Annotated in this window: 10 protein-coding genes; 4 read left to right on the top strand and 6 right to left on the bottom strand. The window is 74.1% G+C overall.

The features are described from left to right. Positions 1-94 precede the first annotated feature (94 nt). The 4 genes from MCM47_RS18070 to MCM47_RS18055 form a co-directional block, all read right to left on the bottom strand. Positions 95-1,282: an acyl-CoA dehydrogenase family protein gene (locus MCM47_RS18070; protein ID WP_238862689.1), complete on the bottom strand. Its 1,188-nt coding sequence runs from the start codon at positions 1,280-1,282 to the stop codon at positions 95-97. Between the two features lie 227 nt (positions 1,283-1,509). Further along, entirely contained in the window at positions 1,510-2,508 is a 999-nt protein-coding gene (locus MCM47_RS18065; RefSeq protein WP_374209157.1) for a hydroxymethylglutaryl-CoA lyase, read from the bottom strand. Further along, entirely contained in the window at positions 2,505-4,826 is a 2,322-nt protein-coding gene (locus MCM47_RS18060; protein ID WP_238862688.1) for a biotin carboxylase N-terminal domain-containing protein, read from the bottom strand. The genes MCM47_RS18065 and MCM47_RS18060 overlap by 4 nt, the downstream gene beginning before the upstream one ends. Before the next feature lie 98 nt (positions 4,827-4,924). Next, positions 4,925-6,652 (bottom strand): carboxyl transferase domain-containing protein, encoded by a 1,728-nt coding sequence (locus tag MCM47_RS18055; RefSeq protein ID WP_238862687.1) that lies wholly within the window; start codon positions 6,650-6,652, stop codon positions 4,925-4,927. Positions 6,653-6,786: 134 nt separating this feature from the next. On the opposite strand from MCM47_RS18055, the gene MCM47_RS18050 reads away from it, so the two are divergent. Together MCM47_RS18050 and MCM47_RS18045 are read left to right on the top strand one after the other, a co-directional pair. After that, positions 6,787-7,482, top strand: a complete 696-nt coding sequence (locus MCM47_RS18050) for a TetR/AcrR family transcriptional regulator (protein WP_238862686.1) — start codon at positions 6,787-6,789, stop codon at positions 7,480-7,482. 446 nt (positions 7,483-7,928) lie between these two features. Continuing rightward, entirely contained in the window at positions 7,929-11,972 is a 4,044-nt protein-coding gene (locus MCM47_RS18045) for an ABC transporter ATP-binding protein (RefSeq protein ID WP_238863013.1), read from the top strand. Positions 11,973-12,021: 49 nt separating this feature from the next. Here the strand turns inward: MCM47_RS18045 and MCM47_RS18040 are convergent, their stop codons facing one another. Next, a complete protein-coding gene (locus MCM47_RS18040) occupies positions 12,022-13,080 on the bottom strand; it encodes an ATP-grasp domain-containing protein (protein ID WP_238862685.1) in 1,059 nt (352 codons plus the stop codon). A gap of 142 nt (positions 13,081-13,222) precedes the next feature. Here MCM47_RS18040 and MCM47_RS18035 point away from each other — a divergent pair, with 142 nt between their 5' ends. Then, positions 13,223-13,756, top strand: coding sequence for an NUDIX hydrolase (locus tag MCM47_RS18035; RefSeq protein ID WP_238862684.1), 534 nt, complete (start codon positions 13,223-13,225; stop codon positions 13,754-13,756). Between the two features lie 35 nt (positions 13,757-13,791). Here the strand turns inward: MCM47_RS18035 and MCM47_RS18030 are convergent, their stop codons facing one another. After that, on the bottom strand, positions 13,792-14,742 hold the full coding sequence (locus MCM47_RS18030; RefSeq protein ID WP_238862683.1) for a hypothetical protein: 951 nt from the start codon (positions 14,740-14,742) through the stop codon (positions 13,792-13,794). Positions 14,743-15,341: 599 nt separating this feature from the next. Between MCM47_RS18030 and MCM47_RS18025 the strand changes: the two genes are divergently transcribed. Then, positions 15,342-16,874 (top strand): APC family permease, encoded by a 1,533-nt coding sequence (locus MCM47_RS18025; RefSeq protein WP_238863012.1) that lies wholly within the window; start codon positions 15,342-15,344, stop codon positions 16,872-16,874. Positions 16,875-16,905: the final 31 nt, after the last annotated feature.

Raw genomic sequence — 16,905 nt, 5'->3', positions numbered from 1 at the left:
CCCGTCCGCAGGCCTCCGAACGCACCGGCCGCGGCGGAGCGGTGTGCGGGAGGGCCCGCGGACGGGCGTGCTTCCGTGAAGGGTCGGGTGCGCCTCAGACGACGCCGAGCTCACGGGCGATGAGCATGCGCTGGACCTCCGAGGTGCCCTCCCCGATTTCGAGGATCTTGCAGTCGCGCCAGAAGCGCGCCACCGGGAACTCGTTCATGAAGCCGTACCCGCCGTGGATCTGGGTCGCCTCACGGGCGTTGTCGACGGCGGCCTCGGACGAGTACAGCTTCGCGATCGCGGCCTCCTTCTTGAACGGCTCGGCGTGCAGCAGCCGGGAGGCGGCGTCCCGCCAGGCCAGGCGGGAGACGTGCGCGCGCATCTCCATGTCGGCGAGCTTGAACTGGATGGCCTGGTTGGCGCCGATCGGCCGGCCGAAGGCGCGGCGGGTACCGGCGTAGCTGACGGACTGGTCGACGCACCCCTGGGCGAGGCCGGTGCCCAGGGCGGCGATGGCGATGCGGCCCTCGTCGAGGATCCGCAGGAACTGGGCGTAGCCGCGGCCGCGCTCGCCCAGCAGGTTGGCCGCCGGGACGCGGCAGTCGGTGAAGGACAGTTCGCGGGTGTCGGAGGCGTTCCACCCGACCTTCGAGTACTTCTTCGAGACCTGGAAGCCCGGGGTCCCGGTGGGCACGATGATGGACGAGATTTCGCGCTGCGGCGAGGAGAATTCGCCTTCTTCACTCGAACGAGCGATCGGTTCGGTGAGGGCGGTGACGGTGACCAGACCGGTGATCTCGGTGCCCGAGTTGGTGATGAAGCACTTGGTGCCGTTGATGACCCACTCGTCGGTGGCCTCGTCGTACCGCGCCGTGGTGCGGGTCGCGCCGGCGTCGGAGCCGCCCTCGGGCTCGGTCAGACCGAACGCGCCGAGCAGTTCGCCGGAGGTGAGCCGCGGCAGCCACTCGCGCTTCTGCTCCTCCGTGCCGAAGCGGTAGACGGGCATCGCACCGAGCGAGACCGCGGCCTCCAGGGTGATCGCGACCGAGGAGTCGACGCGGGCGAGCTCCTCCAGGGCGAGGCAGAGGGCGAAGTAGTCGCCGCCCATGCCGCCGTACTCCTCCGGGAAGGGCAGGCCGAAGAGGCCCATCCGCCCCATCTCCCGCACGATCTCGTAGGGGAACTCGCCCTGCTCGTAGAACTCGCCGATCTTCGGCGCGACCACGTCCTGGGCGAACTCGGCGACGGTGCGCCGCAGTTCCTCGTACTCGCTGTTCAGCCGGTGGTCGAGCATGGGAATCCTCCTGTGGCCCCGGCGGGGTGGCCGCGGGCGTGAGCGGGGCGACCGCGCGTCCGCCCGACGGTGTGGGGCGTGACGGGAGCGCGGTCTGTTGAGAGTGACGGTCGGTACCGTCGGTGTGGTGTCGGCGCCGGTCGGACGTGGCTCCGGCCGGGCGCCGCGGGTCCGTGCGGGGCGGCGGCGCCGGGCGTCCGCGGGGACGCCCGGCGGCCGGGCGCCGGTCAGGCCGGGGCCGCGCCGAGCAGGGCCTGGACGGTGCGGGAGGGGCTCGGCCGGCCGAGCCGCTGCGCCATCCAGCCGCTGGTCGCGACCAGGGCACGGAGGTCGACCCCGGTCCGGATGCCGAGGCCGTGCAGCATCCAGACCAGGTCCTCGGTGGCCAGGTTCCCGGTGGCGCTCTTGGCGTACGGGCAGCCGCCCAGGCCGCCCGCGGAGGCGTCGACCGTGGTGACGCCGGCGCGCAACGCGGCCAGGGTGTTGCTGAGCGCCTGGCCGTAGGTGTCGTGGAAGTGCACCGCGAGCCGCTCGGTCGGGACGCCCGCCCGGGCGAAGCCGTCCAGCAGGGCGGTGACCTGGCCGGGGGTGGCCACGCCGATGGTGTCGCCGAGGCTGAGCTCGGAGCAGCCCATCTCCAGCAGCCGGACCCCGAAGCCGACGACCTGGTCGATCGGGACCGGGCCCTCCCACGGGTCGCCGAAGCACATCGAGAGGTAGCCGCGGACCCGGATCCCGGCCTCCGCCGCGCGGGCCACGACCGGCCGGAACATCGCCATCGCCTCGTCCGCCGAGCGGTTGAGGTTGCGCCGGGCGAAGGTCTCGGTGGCGCTCGCGAACACCGCGATGTCGGCGGCGCGGTGGGCGAGCGCCCGGTCGAGGCCGCGCTCGTTGGGCACCAGCACCGGGAGCCGCAGCCCGGGGTGGCGGGCCGGCAGGTCGGCGAGCCGGGGTACCAGCTCCTCGGCGTCGGCGAGCTGGGGCACCCACTTCGGGTGGACGAAGCTGGTCGCCTCCACGGTGCCCAGGCCGGCGGCCGCGAGCCGGGCGATGAACTCGGCCTTGACCTCGACGGGGACGAGGCCGCTCTCGTTCTGCAGCCCGTCGCGCGGGCCGACCTCGTGGATCCGCACCTGCTCGGGCAGGCCCGGGTCGCGGACGGGGTCGGGCAGGCCGAGGTCGAGCGCGTCGGGCTCGTGCACGGGGGAGGGCGTGGCGGCGGTCACGACGCCACTCCGTCCGCGACCGCGCCGGCGCCCGGGTCGTCCGCCCGCTGGGCGGGGCCGTCCTCGTCCGGGGCGACCACGACCAGCAGCTCCTCCATGGCGACGGTGGCGCCGGCGGTGGCCCGCAGCTCGGTCACCGTGCCGTCGTGCGGGGCGGCGATCACGTGTTCCATCTTCATGGCCTCCAGGACGAGCAGCGGTTGGCCCCGGCGGACCTGCTCGCCGGCCGCCGTCTTCACGACGGTGACGGTGCCCGGCATCGGGGCGGTGAGCGCGCCGTGGTGGGCGGCGCCGGCGGCGGCGCTCTCGCCGACCGGGTCGTGGGCGTGCAGCGGCCAGGCGTCGCCGTCCACGCCGAGCCAGGTGACCGGCCCACCCGCCGGGTTGGGGGCGTCGTCGGCGGCCAGGGCGAAGGTGGTCTGCAGGCCGGCCGCGGTGACGTGCAGGCGGTCGCCGGTGCGCACGGCGCGGGCGCGGTGGACCGGCCCGTCGCCGAGCCGGACCTCCATCTCGGAGGTGACGCCCGGCCGGTTGTCAGTGGGCTCCGCTACGTTGCTCCCGGTGATCGGACGGACGCTCACCGCCACCGGTTCCTGGCCGGAGGCGCGGAGGCGGTGGGTGGTCCAGGCGGCGTCGCCCCCGAGGCGCCAGCCCGACGGAAGGGAGAAGGGGTCGGTCCAGCCGCCGCCGTCGGCGGCGGGGGCGAGGTCCAGGTGCCGCGCGAGTGCGGCCGCGTAGTAGAGGAGGTGCGCCGGCGACGGTGCGTCGGCGGAGCCCGCGGGCTCCGCGGAACCGGCGGAATCAGCGGTGGAAGGAGAGGCGGAGGTGGTGTCGGTGGTCCGGGCCGGGGAGTAGGCGGAGGCCAGCAGTGCGGGCTGCTGCCGGGCCGTCTGCTCCACCAGACCGGTGTCGAGGCGGCCGGCGGTGACCTCGGGGTGTGCGAGCAGTCGCCGCAGGAAGCCGGTGTTGGTGGTCACGCCGAGGATCCGGGTGTCGGCCAGCGCGGCGCGGAGGCGGCGCAGCGCGGTCGGGCGGTCGGGCCCGTAGGCGATGACCTTGGCGAGCATGGGGTCGTAGGCGCTGGTGATGACGGAGCCGGCGGTGACGCCGGAGTCCACCCGGATGCCTTCGCCCTGCGGCTCGTCGAGTACCAGGATGCGCCCGCCGGTGGGCAGGAAGTCCCGTTCCGGGTCCTCGGCGCAGATGCGGGCCTCGATGGCGTGGCCCAGGAAGGAGATGTCCGGCTGGGCGAAGGGCAGGCTCTCGCCGGCGGCGATCCGGACCTGCCACTCGACCAGGTCCAGTCGCCGGGGCTGGGCCGGGGCCGCCGCTGCTCCCGCGAGCGGGGCGGTGACGGCGACGGCGAGTTCGGTGACGGGGTGTTCCACCTGGAGGCGGGTGTTCATCTCCATGAAGAAGAAGTCCCGCACCCCCTCGGCGGGGGCGGGGGAGTCCGGGTCGAGGCCGGGGACGATGAACTCCACGGTGCCGGCCCCGGTGTAGCCGCAGGACTCCGCGGCGCGCACGGCCGCGGCGCCCATCGCGGCCCGGGTCTCGGCGTTGAGCAGGACGGAGGGTGCCTCTTCGATCAGTTTCTGGTGGCGGCGCTGCAGGCTGCACTCGCGCTCGCCGAGGTGGACGGTGGTGCCGTGGGCGTCGGCAAGCACCTGCACCTCGATGTGGCGGGGCCGGTCGACCCAGCGCTCCAGCAGCAGGGTGTCGTCGCCGAAGGCGGTGCGGGCGACCCGCCGGGCGGCGGCGATCTCGGTGGGCAGCTCGGCCGGGTCGCGGACCAGGCGCATGCCCTTGCCACCGCCGCCGGCGGACGGCTTGAGCAGGACCGGGTACCCGATCTCGGCGGCGGCCGCGACGAGCTCCTCGTCGGTCGGCGCGGTCGCCTGGCTGCCCGGGACCACCGGGACGCCGGCGGCGCGGACGGCCTCCTTGGCGTTGATCTTGTCACCCATCAGCTCGACCGCGGCGGGAGGAGGTCCGATGAAGACCAGACCGGCGTCGGCGCAGGCGCGGGCGAAGGCGGCGTTCTCGGCGAGGAAGCCGTAGCCGGGGTGGACGGCCTGGGCGCCGGTGCGGCGGGCGGCGTCGAGGATCTGGTCGGTCCGCAGGTAGGTCTCGGCGGCCGAGCTGTCGCTGCGGTCGGCCGGTCCGAGCCGGACCGCGGTGTCGGCCTCGCGGACGTGGGGCGCGTCGGCGTCGGCGTCGCTGAACACGGCGACGGAGCGCACGCCGAGCCGCCGCAGGGTGCGGATCACCCGGAGGGCGATCTCGCCGCGGTTGGCGACCAGAACTGTGTCGAACATGGGAGGCGTTCCTCCGGGTCGAGGGGGCCGTACGAAGGAGGTGGTGGGGAGGGGGCGGCCGGACGGCCGGGGCCGGGCGGGGCCGGCCCCGGTGCGGGTCACATCCGGAAGACGCCGTACGGGCCGGGTGCCGGGAGCGGGGCGTTGGCGCAGGCGGTGAGGGCGAGTCCGACGACGGTGCGGGTGTCCATCGGGTCGATCACGCCGTCGTCCCAGAGCCGGGCGGTGGCGTAGTACGCGCTGCCCTGGCGCTCGTACTGCTCGCGGACCGGGCGCTTGAACTCCTCCTCGGCGGCGGCCGGCCACTCCTCGCTGTGCGCCTCGAGCTGGTCGCGGCGGACGGTGGCCAGGACGGACGCGGCCTGCTCGCCGCCCATGACGGAGATCTTGGCGCCCGGCCACATCCAGAGGAAGCGGGGCGAGTAGGCGCGGCCGCACATCGAGTAGTTGCCGGCCCCGTACGAGCCGCCGATCACCACGGTCAGCTTCGGGACGCGGGTGCAGGCGACGGCGTTGACCATCTTGGCGCCGTGCTTGGCGATGCCGCCGGCCTCGTACTGCCGGCCGACCATGAACCCGGTGATGTTCTGCAGGAAGAGGAGGGGGATGCCCCGCTGGTCGCACAGCTCGATGAAGTGCGCGCCCTTGACGGCGGACTCGGAGAAGAGCACGCCGTTGTTGGCGACGATGCCGACCGGGTGGCCGTGGATCCGGGCGAAGCCGGTCACCAGGGTCGCGCCGTAGTCGGCCTTGAACTCGGCGAAGCGGCTGCCGTCGACCAGCCGGGCGATCACCTCGCGCACGTCGTACGGGGTGCGCGGGTCGACCGGGACGGCCCCGTAGAGGCCGGCCGGGTCGACGGCGGGCGGCTCGGCCGGTTCGAGCGGCCACGGCCTGGCCGGGCGCGGGCCGAGCCCGGCCACGATGGTGCGGACGATGGAGAGCGCGTGGGCGTCGTCCTCGGCCAGGTGGTCGGTGACCCCGGAGGTCCGGGAGTGGAGCTCGCCGCCGCCCAGCTCCTCGGCGGTGACCACCTCGCCGGTGGCGGCCTTCACCAGCGGCGGTCCGCCGAGGAAGATCGTGCCCTGGTTGCGGACGATGACGGCCTGGTCGCTCATCGCCGGGACGTACGCGCCGCCCGCGGTGCACGAGCCGAGCACGGCGGCGATCTGCGGGATGCCCGCGGCGGAGAGCCGGGCCTGGTTGTAGAAGATCCGGCCGAAGTGGTCGCGGTCGGGGAAGACCTCGTCCTGCATCGGAAGGAAGGCGCCGCCGGAGTCCACCAGGTAGATGCAGGGCAGGCGGTTCTCCAGCGCCACCTCCTGGGCGCGCAGGTGCTTCTTCACCGTCATCGGGTAGTACGTGCCGCCCTTGACGGTGGCGTCGTTGGCGACGACGACCACCTCGCGGCCGGCGACCCGGCCGATGCCCGCGATGACGCCCGCCGCCGGAGCGGCGCCGTCGTACATCCCGTCGGCCGCGAGCGGGGCCAGCTCGAGGAAGGGGGACGCCGGGTCGAGCAGGGTGTCGACGCGGTCGCGCGGGAGCAGCTTGCCCCGGGAGGTGTGGCGGGCCCGGGCCTTGGCCCCGCCGCCGAGCGCGGCCGTGCCGAGCTTCTGGCGCAGCTCGGCGACCAGGGCCCGGTGGGCTTCGGCGTTCGCGCGGTAGGCCTCGGAGCCCGGGTCGACGGTGGTGCCGAGCCGGGGCGCGGGAGCCGCGGCCCCCGGCGCGACGGACCCGGCGGCCGCGCCGCCCGGGCCGGAGACGCCCGCGCCGGGCGTGCTGCCGTTGACGCCGGTGGGTACGCCGACGGTGGAGATGACCATTTCCAAGAGCTCCCTTGCCCTCGGCACCAGGTGGGTGGCAGAGCCGGGTGAGCCCGCGACCCCCAACGTTAATGAGCGTTAACTCGTGCCGCCCAGGTTAACGGGCGATAACCCGACTGTCTACGATGGGCAGCATGCCGAACGTCCCCGCCGCCTCCGCGCTCCCACGCCGTGACCAGATCCGCAAGGAGGCCGCCCGCCTGTTCGCCGCCCGCGGCTTCCTCGGCGTCGGCGTCGACGAGATCGGCAAGGCCGTGGGCATCAGCGGGCCGGGCCTCTACCGGCACTTCGCCGGCAAGGACGCGATGCTCGCCGACCTGCTGATCGGGATCAGCGAGCGCCTGCTGGAGGAGGGCCGCCGCCGGGCGGGCAGCGGTGACGGTGCGGCCGAGGCGCTGGACGCGCTGATCGGCGGCCACGTCGAGTTCGCCCTCGACGACCGCGACCTGATCACGCTGCACGACCGCGAGCTGCTGAACCTCAAGGAGGAGGACCGCCGCACGGTCCGCCGGCTCCAGCGCGGCTACCTCGAACTCTGGGTGGACGCCGTCCGGCGGGCCTACCCGGCGCTGGCCGAGCCCGTGGCCGAGCCGGTCGCCCGGGCCGCCGTGCACGCCGTCTTCGGGCTGATCAACTCGACCCCGCACAGCCTCGGCCCGAACCCCACGCAGGACGACCGGGCCGCCGGTCTGCAGCGCGACGGCATGGCGGCGCTGCTGCACAGCCTCGCCCACGGCGCCTTCTCGGCGGCCGCCGGGGCCGCCGCCTCGGGCACCTCGGGCACCTCGGACACCGGGGCCGCCGCCGCTGCTGACGCCGCCGGCGACTGACCGGGCCGGGAGCCGCCCGAGCCGGTTCTTCGGCGGGGTCGAGGAGGCCTAGGTCGAGGGGCGGACCGGGGGCTGCGCCGGTGGCCGGTGGGCGCGGGGCGCATCATCGTCCACCCTGGAAGTCGTCCACCCCGGAGGTCGTCCACTCCGGCGACCCGGCCGCGGCGGCCTGCGGTCGGGAATCACCGCAGGCCGCGGGCTGTTGGCTCCTCAGCCGGACCGGACGCCCGGCACGCTCTGGCCGGACGGTCCCCGGACAAAGCCATGGCGGCCACCCGACGGAATGGTTAGCATCCCTAAATATGCCTGAGACTCACGGATCTGCAGTGGAGCTTTCCCCGAACGGCACCCGAACCGGCACCCGGGGCACCACGGGCGAGCCGGTCGGCACCGGTGCGCCGCGGGACGGCAGAGGCAGACCCGCGGACGGCACGCCCGGCGGCCCGGTGCCCGGCGGCGCATCCGGCGGCGGGCCGAAGGACGGCGGAGCCGACGGTCCGGGTTGGCTGCGGCGGCTGATCGGCTACTGCTGGCGGTCGCGGCGCAGCGTGCTGCTGGCCTTCGGCGCCTCCCTCGTCGGCATGGCCGTCACGGCCCTGGTCCCGCTGGTCACCAAGCTGATCATCGACGACGTCATCACCGCGCACACCCGGTCGCTGGCCCCGTGGGCCGTCGTCCTGCTGCTGGCGGCGGTGCTGGTGTTCGCCTGCACACAGGTGCGCCGGTACTACGGCGGGCAGCTCGCCCTCGACGTCCAGCACGACATGCGCAGCGACCTGTTCCGCTCGCTCGGCCGGCTCGACGGCCACCGGCAGGACCGGCTGGACACCGGCCAGGTGGTCGGCCGCGCCACGTCCGACCTCCAGCTGATCAACGGCCTCCTGTCGATGCTGCCGATGATGACCGGCTACCTGCTGATGTTCGTCATGTCGCTGGCCGTGATGATCTGGCTCTCTCCGCCGCTGACGCTGATCGCGCTGGTCATGGGCCCGGCGCTCTGGTGGGTCTCGGTGCTGAGCCGCAAGCGCCTGTTCCCGTCCACCTGGGCCGCCCAGCAGGAGGCCGCGGCCGTCGCCGGCGTGGTCGACGAGGCGGTCGGCGGCGTCCGGGTGGTCAAGGGCTTCGGTCAGGAGGCCCAGGAGCTGGACAAGCTGGAGGCGGCGTCGCGCAACCTCTTCGCGGCCCGGCTGCGCTCGATCCGCCTGAACAGCCGCTACAACCCGGCGATGCAGGCGATCCCCGCACTGGCCCAGGTGGCGGTACTGGCCTTCGGCGGTTGGCTGGCCGTGGACGGCCGGGTCTCCCTCGGTACCTTCGTGGCCTTCTCCACCTACGTCGCCCAGATGACCGGCCCGGTCCGGATGCTGACCATGGTGATCACCGTCGGCCAGCAGGCCCGGGCGGGCGTGGAGCGGGTGCTCCAGCTGATCGACGAGCGGCCGCTGGTGCAGGAGCGCCCGGACGCGGTGGTCCTCGACCTCACCGGGTCCGCCTCCGCGGGGTCCGGCGCGACCGGCGCGACCGGAGACACCGCCACCGCCACCGCCACCGCCACCGACACGTCCGAGCCGGCCCCGCGGGTGGTCGGCGCCCGCACGCCCGACGTGGCGCTGGAGTTCGACCGGGTCGAGTTCCGCTACGACCCCGAGCACCCCGCACCCGTGCTGCACGGGCTCGACCTGAAGCTCGCCCCCGGCGAGACCCTGGCCCTGGTCGGGGCGTCCGGTTCGGGCAAGTCGACGGTGGCGCAGCTGGTGCCGCGGTTCTACGACCCGGCGGCCGGCGCGGTCCGCCTCTACGGCCACGACCTGCGCGACCTCACCCTCGACTCGGTCCGGGCAGCCGTCGGCATCGTGCCCGAGGAGAGCTTCCTGTTCTCCGAGACCGTCCGCACCAACATCGCCTACGGGCGACCCGACGCCACCGACGAGCAGGTCGTGGCCGCCGCCCGCGTGGCGCAGGCCGACGAGTTCGTCCGGCAGCTGCCAGACGGCTACGAGACCAAGGTCGGCGAGCAGGGCCTCACGCTCTCCGGCGGCCAGCGCCAGCGCATCGCCCTCGCCCGGGCCATCCTCACCGACCCGCGGATCCTGCTGCTCGACGACGCCACCTCGGCGGTGGACCCGCAGATCGAGGCGGAGATCCACGACGCGCTGCGGTCGGTCATGGCCGGCCGCACCACCCTGCTGATCGCCCACCGCCGCTCCACCCTCCAGCTCGCCGACCGGATCGCGGTCCTGGACCACGGCCGGCTGCTGGACATCGGGACGCACGAGGAGCTCGACGCCCGATGTCCCCGGTACCGGGCGCTGATCTCCGACCACGAAACCGACCGCACCGGCGGCCGGACCGCCCCCGGGGCGGTCGCCGCCGTCGGCACCGCGTCCCCGGCCGGCGCTGCCGCCAACGGCTCCACCGGCGGATCCGCCACCGCAGCCGTCGCCCCGACCGGCGTCACCGCGGCCGGCGTCACCGCAATCACCGCAGCCACCCCGGCCACCGCCGTCGCGCTGACCGCGCCGACCGCGCCGACGACCGGGAACGCCTCCGCCGCCTCCGCGGACGCCCCCGCCCCGGAGCCCGCACCCGAGCTGCCGACCGCGGCCCTGACCAAGGCGGCCCGCACCGCCTCCCCCGACCTGATCGCCAAGGTCGCCGCGCTCCCGCCGGCCACCGACGTCCCCGCGGTCTCCCGCGCCGAGGCCGAGGCCGGCGACCCGGACTTCACCCTCCGCCGCCTGCTGCGCCCGTTCCGGCGCCCACTCGCCCTCGCCCTGCTGCTGGTCGCCCTCGACGCGGGCGCCAACCTGGTGCTGCCGGTCCTGATCCGGCACGGCATCGACGACGGTGTGAGCAAGGCGCTGATGTCGGGCGTGACCGTCGCCGCGCTGACCGCCCTGGTGGTCGTCCTGCTGGACTGGCTGGTGCAGAGCGCCGAGAACCGGGTCAGCGGCCGCACCGGCGAGCGCGTGCTCTACACCCTCCGGCTCAAGATCTTCAGCCACCTCAACCGGCTGGGCCTGGACTACTACGAGCGCGAGCTGTCCGGCCGGATCATGACCCGGATGACCACGGACCTGGACTCGCTGACGTCCTTCCTGCAGACCGGGGTCGTCACCGCCGTGGTCAGCCTGCTCACCTTCTTCGGCATCTTCGGCGCCCTGCTGGTCATCGACGCCGGGCTGGCCCTGGTGGTCTTCGCCGTGCTGCCGCTGCTGGTGGCCGCGACGCTGGTCTTCCGCAAGAAGTCCAAGGCCCAGTACGAGATCTCGCGCGACCTGATCAGTACGGTCAACGCGGACCTGCAGGAGAACGTCGCCGGCATGCGGATCGTCCAGGCCTTCCGCCGGCTGGACGCCAACACCGACCGCTTCGTCGCCCGGGGTATCGCCTACCGCGAGGCCCGGGTCCGGGCACAGCTCTACATCTCGTTGTACTTCCCGTTCGTCCAGTTCCTCTCCAGCGTGGCCGCCGCACTGGTGCTGATCGTGGGTGCCGAGCGGGTCGACTCGGGCACGCTGACGGTCGGCGCCCTGGTCGCCTACCTGCTCTACATCGACCTGTTCTTCGCCCCGGTGAACCAGCTCTCGCAGGTCTTCGACGGCTACCAGCAGGCGGCCGTCGGCCTGGGCCGGATCCGCGAGCTGCTGCGCACCCCGACCACCACGGCCGAGGCCGCCGACGCGGTGCCCGTACGCGAGCGCCTCCGCGGCGACATCGATTTCGAGGACGTCAGCTTCGCCTACAACGGCGGCGCCGACGGCGCGCCGGACGTGCTCACCGGCGTCACCCTGCACATTCCCGCGGGGCAGACGGTGGCCCTGGTCGGCGAGACGGGGGCCGGCAAGTCGACGCTGGTCAAGCTGGTCGCCCGGTTCTACGACGCGACCGCCGGCACGGTGCGGGTGGACGGCGTCGACCTGACCCGCTACGACCTGGCGCAGTACCGCCACCGGCTCGGCGTGGTGCCTCAGGAGGCCTACCTGTTCGCGGGCACGGTGCGCGAGGCGATCGCCTACGGGCGGCCCTCGGCCTCGGCGGCCGAGGTGGAGGCGGCGGCCCGCGCGGTCGGCGCGCACGACATGATCGTCAAGCTCTCGGGCGGCTACGACCACGAGGTCACCGGTCGCGGCCGGAACCTCTCGGCGGGGCAGCGCCAGCTGATCGCGCTGGCCCGGGCCGAGCTGGTCGATCCGGACATCCTGTTGTTGGACGAGGCCACCGCGGCGCTCGACCTGGCCACCGAGGCGGTCGTCAACCACGCGTCCGACCGGCTCAGCGGCGGCCGCACCACCCTGGTGATCGCCCACCGCCTCACCACCGCCGAGCGGGCCGACCGGGTCGTCGTCCTCGACCACGGCAAGGTGGTCGAGGACGGCACCCACACCGAGCTGCTGGCCCGGGGGGGCGCGTACGCGCGGCTCTGGCAGGCCTTCATCGCCGACGGCCACCCCGCCCCGGCCCCCGCCTCCGCAGCGGCGGCGGGCTGACCCACCCGCGGCAGGTCCGGTCACCCCTTCGGGGCCGGGCCTGCCCCGCTCAGGCGGTGAGCAGTGCGGAGAGCAGTCCGGTCACGTCGATCCCTCGGGGCAGGCCGCTGACCTGTCCGTCGCCCACCTCCACCACCCGCCAGCCGGAGCCGTCCGCCCGGCTGGCGAGGTCGGTGGTGACGAACCGGCAGCCCAGCGCGCGGACCAGCGGCCTGACCTCGGTGAGATCCGGCTCCACGGACTGTTCCGGAGCATCCGGGTGCGGTCCGACTAGGACCGGCTCGCCGTCCAGCCACCACACCCGGGCCTCGACCGCCCGGCCGTTCGCACCGGCGCCGTCAACACCGCCCCCGTTTCCGTCGGAGCGCCTCGCCGCCGCCGTGCCGCCCGCCGGCTCACCGCCGCCCGGCCCGTGCGCGCCGCCGATGGCAGTGCCCCCGATGGCAGTGCCCCCGATGGCAGTGCCCCCGATGGTGCCGTCCACGGCGGTGCCGTCGATCCGGGCGAACTCCTCGAAGCGGCGCAGCACCACGCCGCCCGCCAGGAAGTCGCCCTGCAGATCGACGAAGCGCGCCACGACCCGTCCCACCGCGGCCGGATCGGCCAACTCCGGGATGTAGCAGGCCTCGTCCCAGTCGTCCTTGCGGGACTTCACGTAGTCCTTGACGATCGCCGGCCCGTGCCCGCCGAGCCGTGCCACGGCGGCCGCCAGCTGCTCGGGGCCGGGCCGCCCGGCCGCCGGGGCCAGCGGGATCCAGACGCTCGGCGGAGTGGCACCCTCGAACACGCCGTACCAGCCGGGCAGTTCGTGCGCCGAGGCGTAAGCGGGGGCGCTGGTCAGCAGGTTGGCGCCGCGGTCGGACAGCGTCCGGGCCAAGGCGGCGTAGTCGGCGGACGGAATCATCCAACCCCGGTACCAGAGCGGGCCGCAGTCCCGCGGCACCAGCCGGACCGCCTCCTCCGCCTCCCCGGCGAGCAGGGCGTCGTGGTCGAGGAGGTAGGGCTCGCCGCCCAGCTCCCGAAGCTTCCGGGCCTCCCAGGCGAAGTGCGGGTCCGGCCGGCGGGGGTGGAGCGGGTCGGCCGGGAAGGTGATTCCTGGTGCAGGCATGGACGCCAGCGTACGGGTGGGCGCGGCGAGCGACGGCGCCAACACCCGAGCGACGGCGCCGACACCCGAGCGACGACGCCGACGCCCGTGCGTCCGGGGAATTCGGTCGACGCTCCGGCGGCGGCGCTGCGAGAGTGGGCCGATGCGAAATCTGTTGCGCAGGAATCGGACCCCCAGGCAGGCGGCCCGGACGGTGGTTCTCGACGAGAGCGGCTCCGTCTTCCTCCTCCGTTCCGACAACATCGAGGTCGGCGTGCACTGGACGATGCCCGGTGGCGGCATCGAGGCGGGCGAGACGCCGTGGGCCGGCGCGCGGCGCGAACTCTGGGAGGAGACCGGCTGGACCGACCTCGAACCCGGTCCGCTGCTCTGCACCTGGGAGCACGACTTCACCTGGCACGGCATCCGCGTCCGCCAGCACGAGCACATCTACCTGACCAGCGGTCCGCACCGGGGGCCGGTCGGCGACGTCAGTGCGGTGCACGCCGCCGACCTGATCCTGGACTGGCGCTGGTGGACGCCGTCCGATCTCGCCGACCCGGACGCGGACGCGCTCTGGCCGCCCCGGCTCCCGGAGCTGCTGGCCGACGTCCGGGACGGCTGGCTCTCCGACCGGCGCGAACCGGCCCCCGTGCACCTCGGCTACGTGCCCAACGCCCCGGCACCGACCGCCTGACCGTCCGGTGTCGCCGCGGCGGGGCCGCCAGGCGCCTAACGCGTCGGCCGCGGGCCCCGCCGGCCCGGCCGCCCGGCCGGGCCGGCCTGCCAGCCGTGCAGGTCGAGTTCCCGGTCGTGCAGCGCATCCGGGTTGATCAGTACCGTCAGCTGCGTGCCGGCCAGGCGGTCGAAGGCCAGTCCGGTGGCGTGCAGCAACTGCTCGGTGGGCACCGAGACGGCGATGGCGGGCCGCCACGCGGGCAGCACCACCAGGACGGTGCCGCGGCCGACCTTGACGAGCTCGGCCGTCACCCGGATCGCCCGGTGCTCCTCGGGGAGGCTCGGCGTACCGCCGATCAGGATGCCCAGCGGCGTCTCGGCACCCGCCGGAACTGCGCCGCCTCCGCCCGGCCCGCCCGCACCGCCGGCTCCAGCCGGTCCCCGCACGGCCCCGGCCCCTGGGCCCTCGCCCGCGGCGCCGGCCGTCCGGTCGACGGTCGGGCCTTCCGACGCGGCCGATGCCGATGCCGACGTCGCCCCCGGCTCACCGGCGCCGGCGCGGCTCGCCAGTGCCGTCGCGGGGTGCATCCGGCGCAGCCGCCGGGAGGGCGAAGGCCGCCTCGTCGGGACCGCCCGCGGCTCCTCCTGCGCGGCGCGCAGGATCGGGACCGTCCGGTCCCGGGCGGGTTCGACGGGCGGCTGGAGGCGCACGAAGCCCGGGGCCCCGTCGGCGGGTTCGCCACGGCCGCCGTCGTACTCCTGGTCGGCACTGCTGCGCGGCCGGGGCACGCTGTCCGCCCGGGCGGCACCGACGACTCCGCCGTCCGCCCCTGTGACCGAGCAGCGTCCGGCGGCCTCGCCGGCCGATCCGGAGGCCGCGGACGTCGGCGCGGCGATCGAGGGGGTGGGGGAGGACCCCCCGCCGGAGGACACCCCGCCGGCGGGCGCGGACGGGCCGGGCGACGGCAGCCCGGGAGCGGTCGCGGTGTGGTCGAGTGTGGTCATCGGCACGGGCCCTTCGCGGTGCGGTCCCGACGATCCTCCCGCACCCCGCGACCAGCTCCAAGCGGCTCTCCGCCAGGTGTGCGCCACACCACCGTTCCGTTCCCTCCGTCCGGACACCGCATCCTCCCCGGCCGGCCCCGAGGTGGTTCCGCTCCGCGGTTCCTCCGCCAGGTCCGTCGGTCACCGTGGCGTGGTCGTCGCCGCCCTGCTCGGCCGGTTTCCGGTGCGGCGAGGCGCCGGCCGAGGCCCGCGCCGCTCGTGCCGCCGCGCCGCCGGCGCCGCCCGACCCGCCCCAGCTGCCGCGGGCACCCCGAGCGGCGGTGGCAAACCATCTCAATCTATGACATAGGGGAGAAGATTACTCGCCGTCAGTCCTTCGAAACAAAGGTACATGACTTCACAAGCCATTCATCCATCGGCTTCTGGCCTGATGTGGTGCATGAATCGAAGCAAGTGGCTCAGATCACCAAGGGTTGGTCTACACAACCTTCGGTACCCGCACCTAGGGTGCGCTGGTGTTTGATCAGCAGCTCTCAGAGCACGGAAGCAGCGGGCGGGCAACGGCGCCCACCGCTCCGCAGGGTGCCCCGGTCAGTGGCATCAGTGGTGGAGCCCCCGACCCGGGGGCGGCGGGGGCGGCGGGGGACAAGGGCCTACGGGGCAACTCGGTCGGCCTGTTGAGCAGCGTGGTCCTGGGCGTCTCCACGGTCGCCCCGGTCTACTGCCTGACCGCGACACTGGGCCCGACCGTCACCGCCGTCGGCGTCCAGATGCCGGCGGTCTTCCTGGCGGGCTTCCTGCCGATGCTGCTCGTCGCGTTCGCCTACAAGGAGCTGAACAAGGACTTCCCGGACTGCGGCACGTCCTTCACCTGGACCGTCAAGGCCTTCGGCCCCCGGGTCGGCTGGATGGCCGGCTGGGGCCTGACGGTCGCCACGATCATCGTGCTCTCCAACCTGGCCGGTGTGGCGACCGACTTCCTCTACCTCATGCTCGGGGAGATGACCGGCAGCGGCTGGGTCGCCGAGCTCAACGACACCAAGGCGATCCACCTGCTCACCGTGGTCGTGCTGATCGCCGCCGCCACCGCGATGAGCTACCGCGGCATGACGGCCACCAAGTGGTTCCAGTACAGCCTGGTCGGACTCCAGCTCGCGGTCCTGCTGCTCTTCTCGGTCATCGCGATCGCCAAGGCCGCCGCCGGAGACCTGCCGGACTCGACCGGCTTCTCCGCGTCCTGGCTCAACCCGCTCGACGTCTCCTCCTTCAGCGCGTTCACCGCCGGGCTGTCGCTCTCGATCTTCATGTACTGGGGCTGGGACACCTGCCTGACCATGAACGAGGAGACCAGCGGCAGCGCCAGGACCCCCGGGCGGGCCGCGATGATCTCCATGGTCACCCTGGTCGGCTCGTACCTCCTGGTCGCGGTCGCCTCCCAGATGTTCGCCGGCGTCGGCAGCGCCGGCACCGGCCTCGGCAACCCGGAGACGGCCGACAACGTCTTCGCTGCGCTGGCCCGCCCGGTGCTCGGCTCGCCGTGGAGCGTCCTGCTCTTCCTGGCGGTCGTCGCCAGCGCCGCCGCCAGCCTGCAGACGACCTTCATCCCGGTGGCCCGCACCCTCCTCGCGATGAGCGCCTACAAGGCCGTCCCGCCGCGCTTCGGCACCGTCCACCCGCGCTTCCGCACCCCCGGCTACGCCACCGTGGCGGCGGGCCTCGCCACCGCCGTCTTCTACGTGGGCATGAGCGTGATCAGCGAGAACGTCGTCGAGGACACCATCCTGGCCCTCGGTCTGATGATCTGCTTCTACTACGCACTGACGGCCTTCGCCTGCGTCTGGTACTTCCGCCGCTCGCTCCGCGACAGCCCGCGCGACCTGCTGCTCAAGGGCGTCGCCCCCCTGCTTGGCGGTGTCCTGCTCAGCGGTGTCTTCCTTCAGACCCTCACCGACGCCTGGAACCCGGAGTACGGCAGCGGCGCCGTCCTCGGCATCGGCTCGGTGTTCGTCATCGGTGTCGGCATCCTGCTGCTCGGTGCCGTGCTCATGCTCTGGTACGGCGTGGTCCGCCCGGAATTCTTCCGCGGCGAGACCCTGCGCAAGGAAACTCCCGCCCTCGTCGTGGAGGACTGACGCTATTCTCGAACGCATGAAGCGCTTCGCA

The sequence above is a fragment of the Kitasatospora sp. A2-31 genome, assembly GCF_022288725.1.
GTDB lineage: Bacteria > Actinomycetota > Actinomycetes > Streptomycetales > Streptomycetaceae > Kitasatospora.
This window is presented reverse-complemented; position numbering and strand designations above follow the sequence as displayed.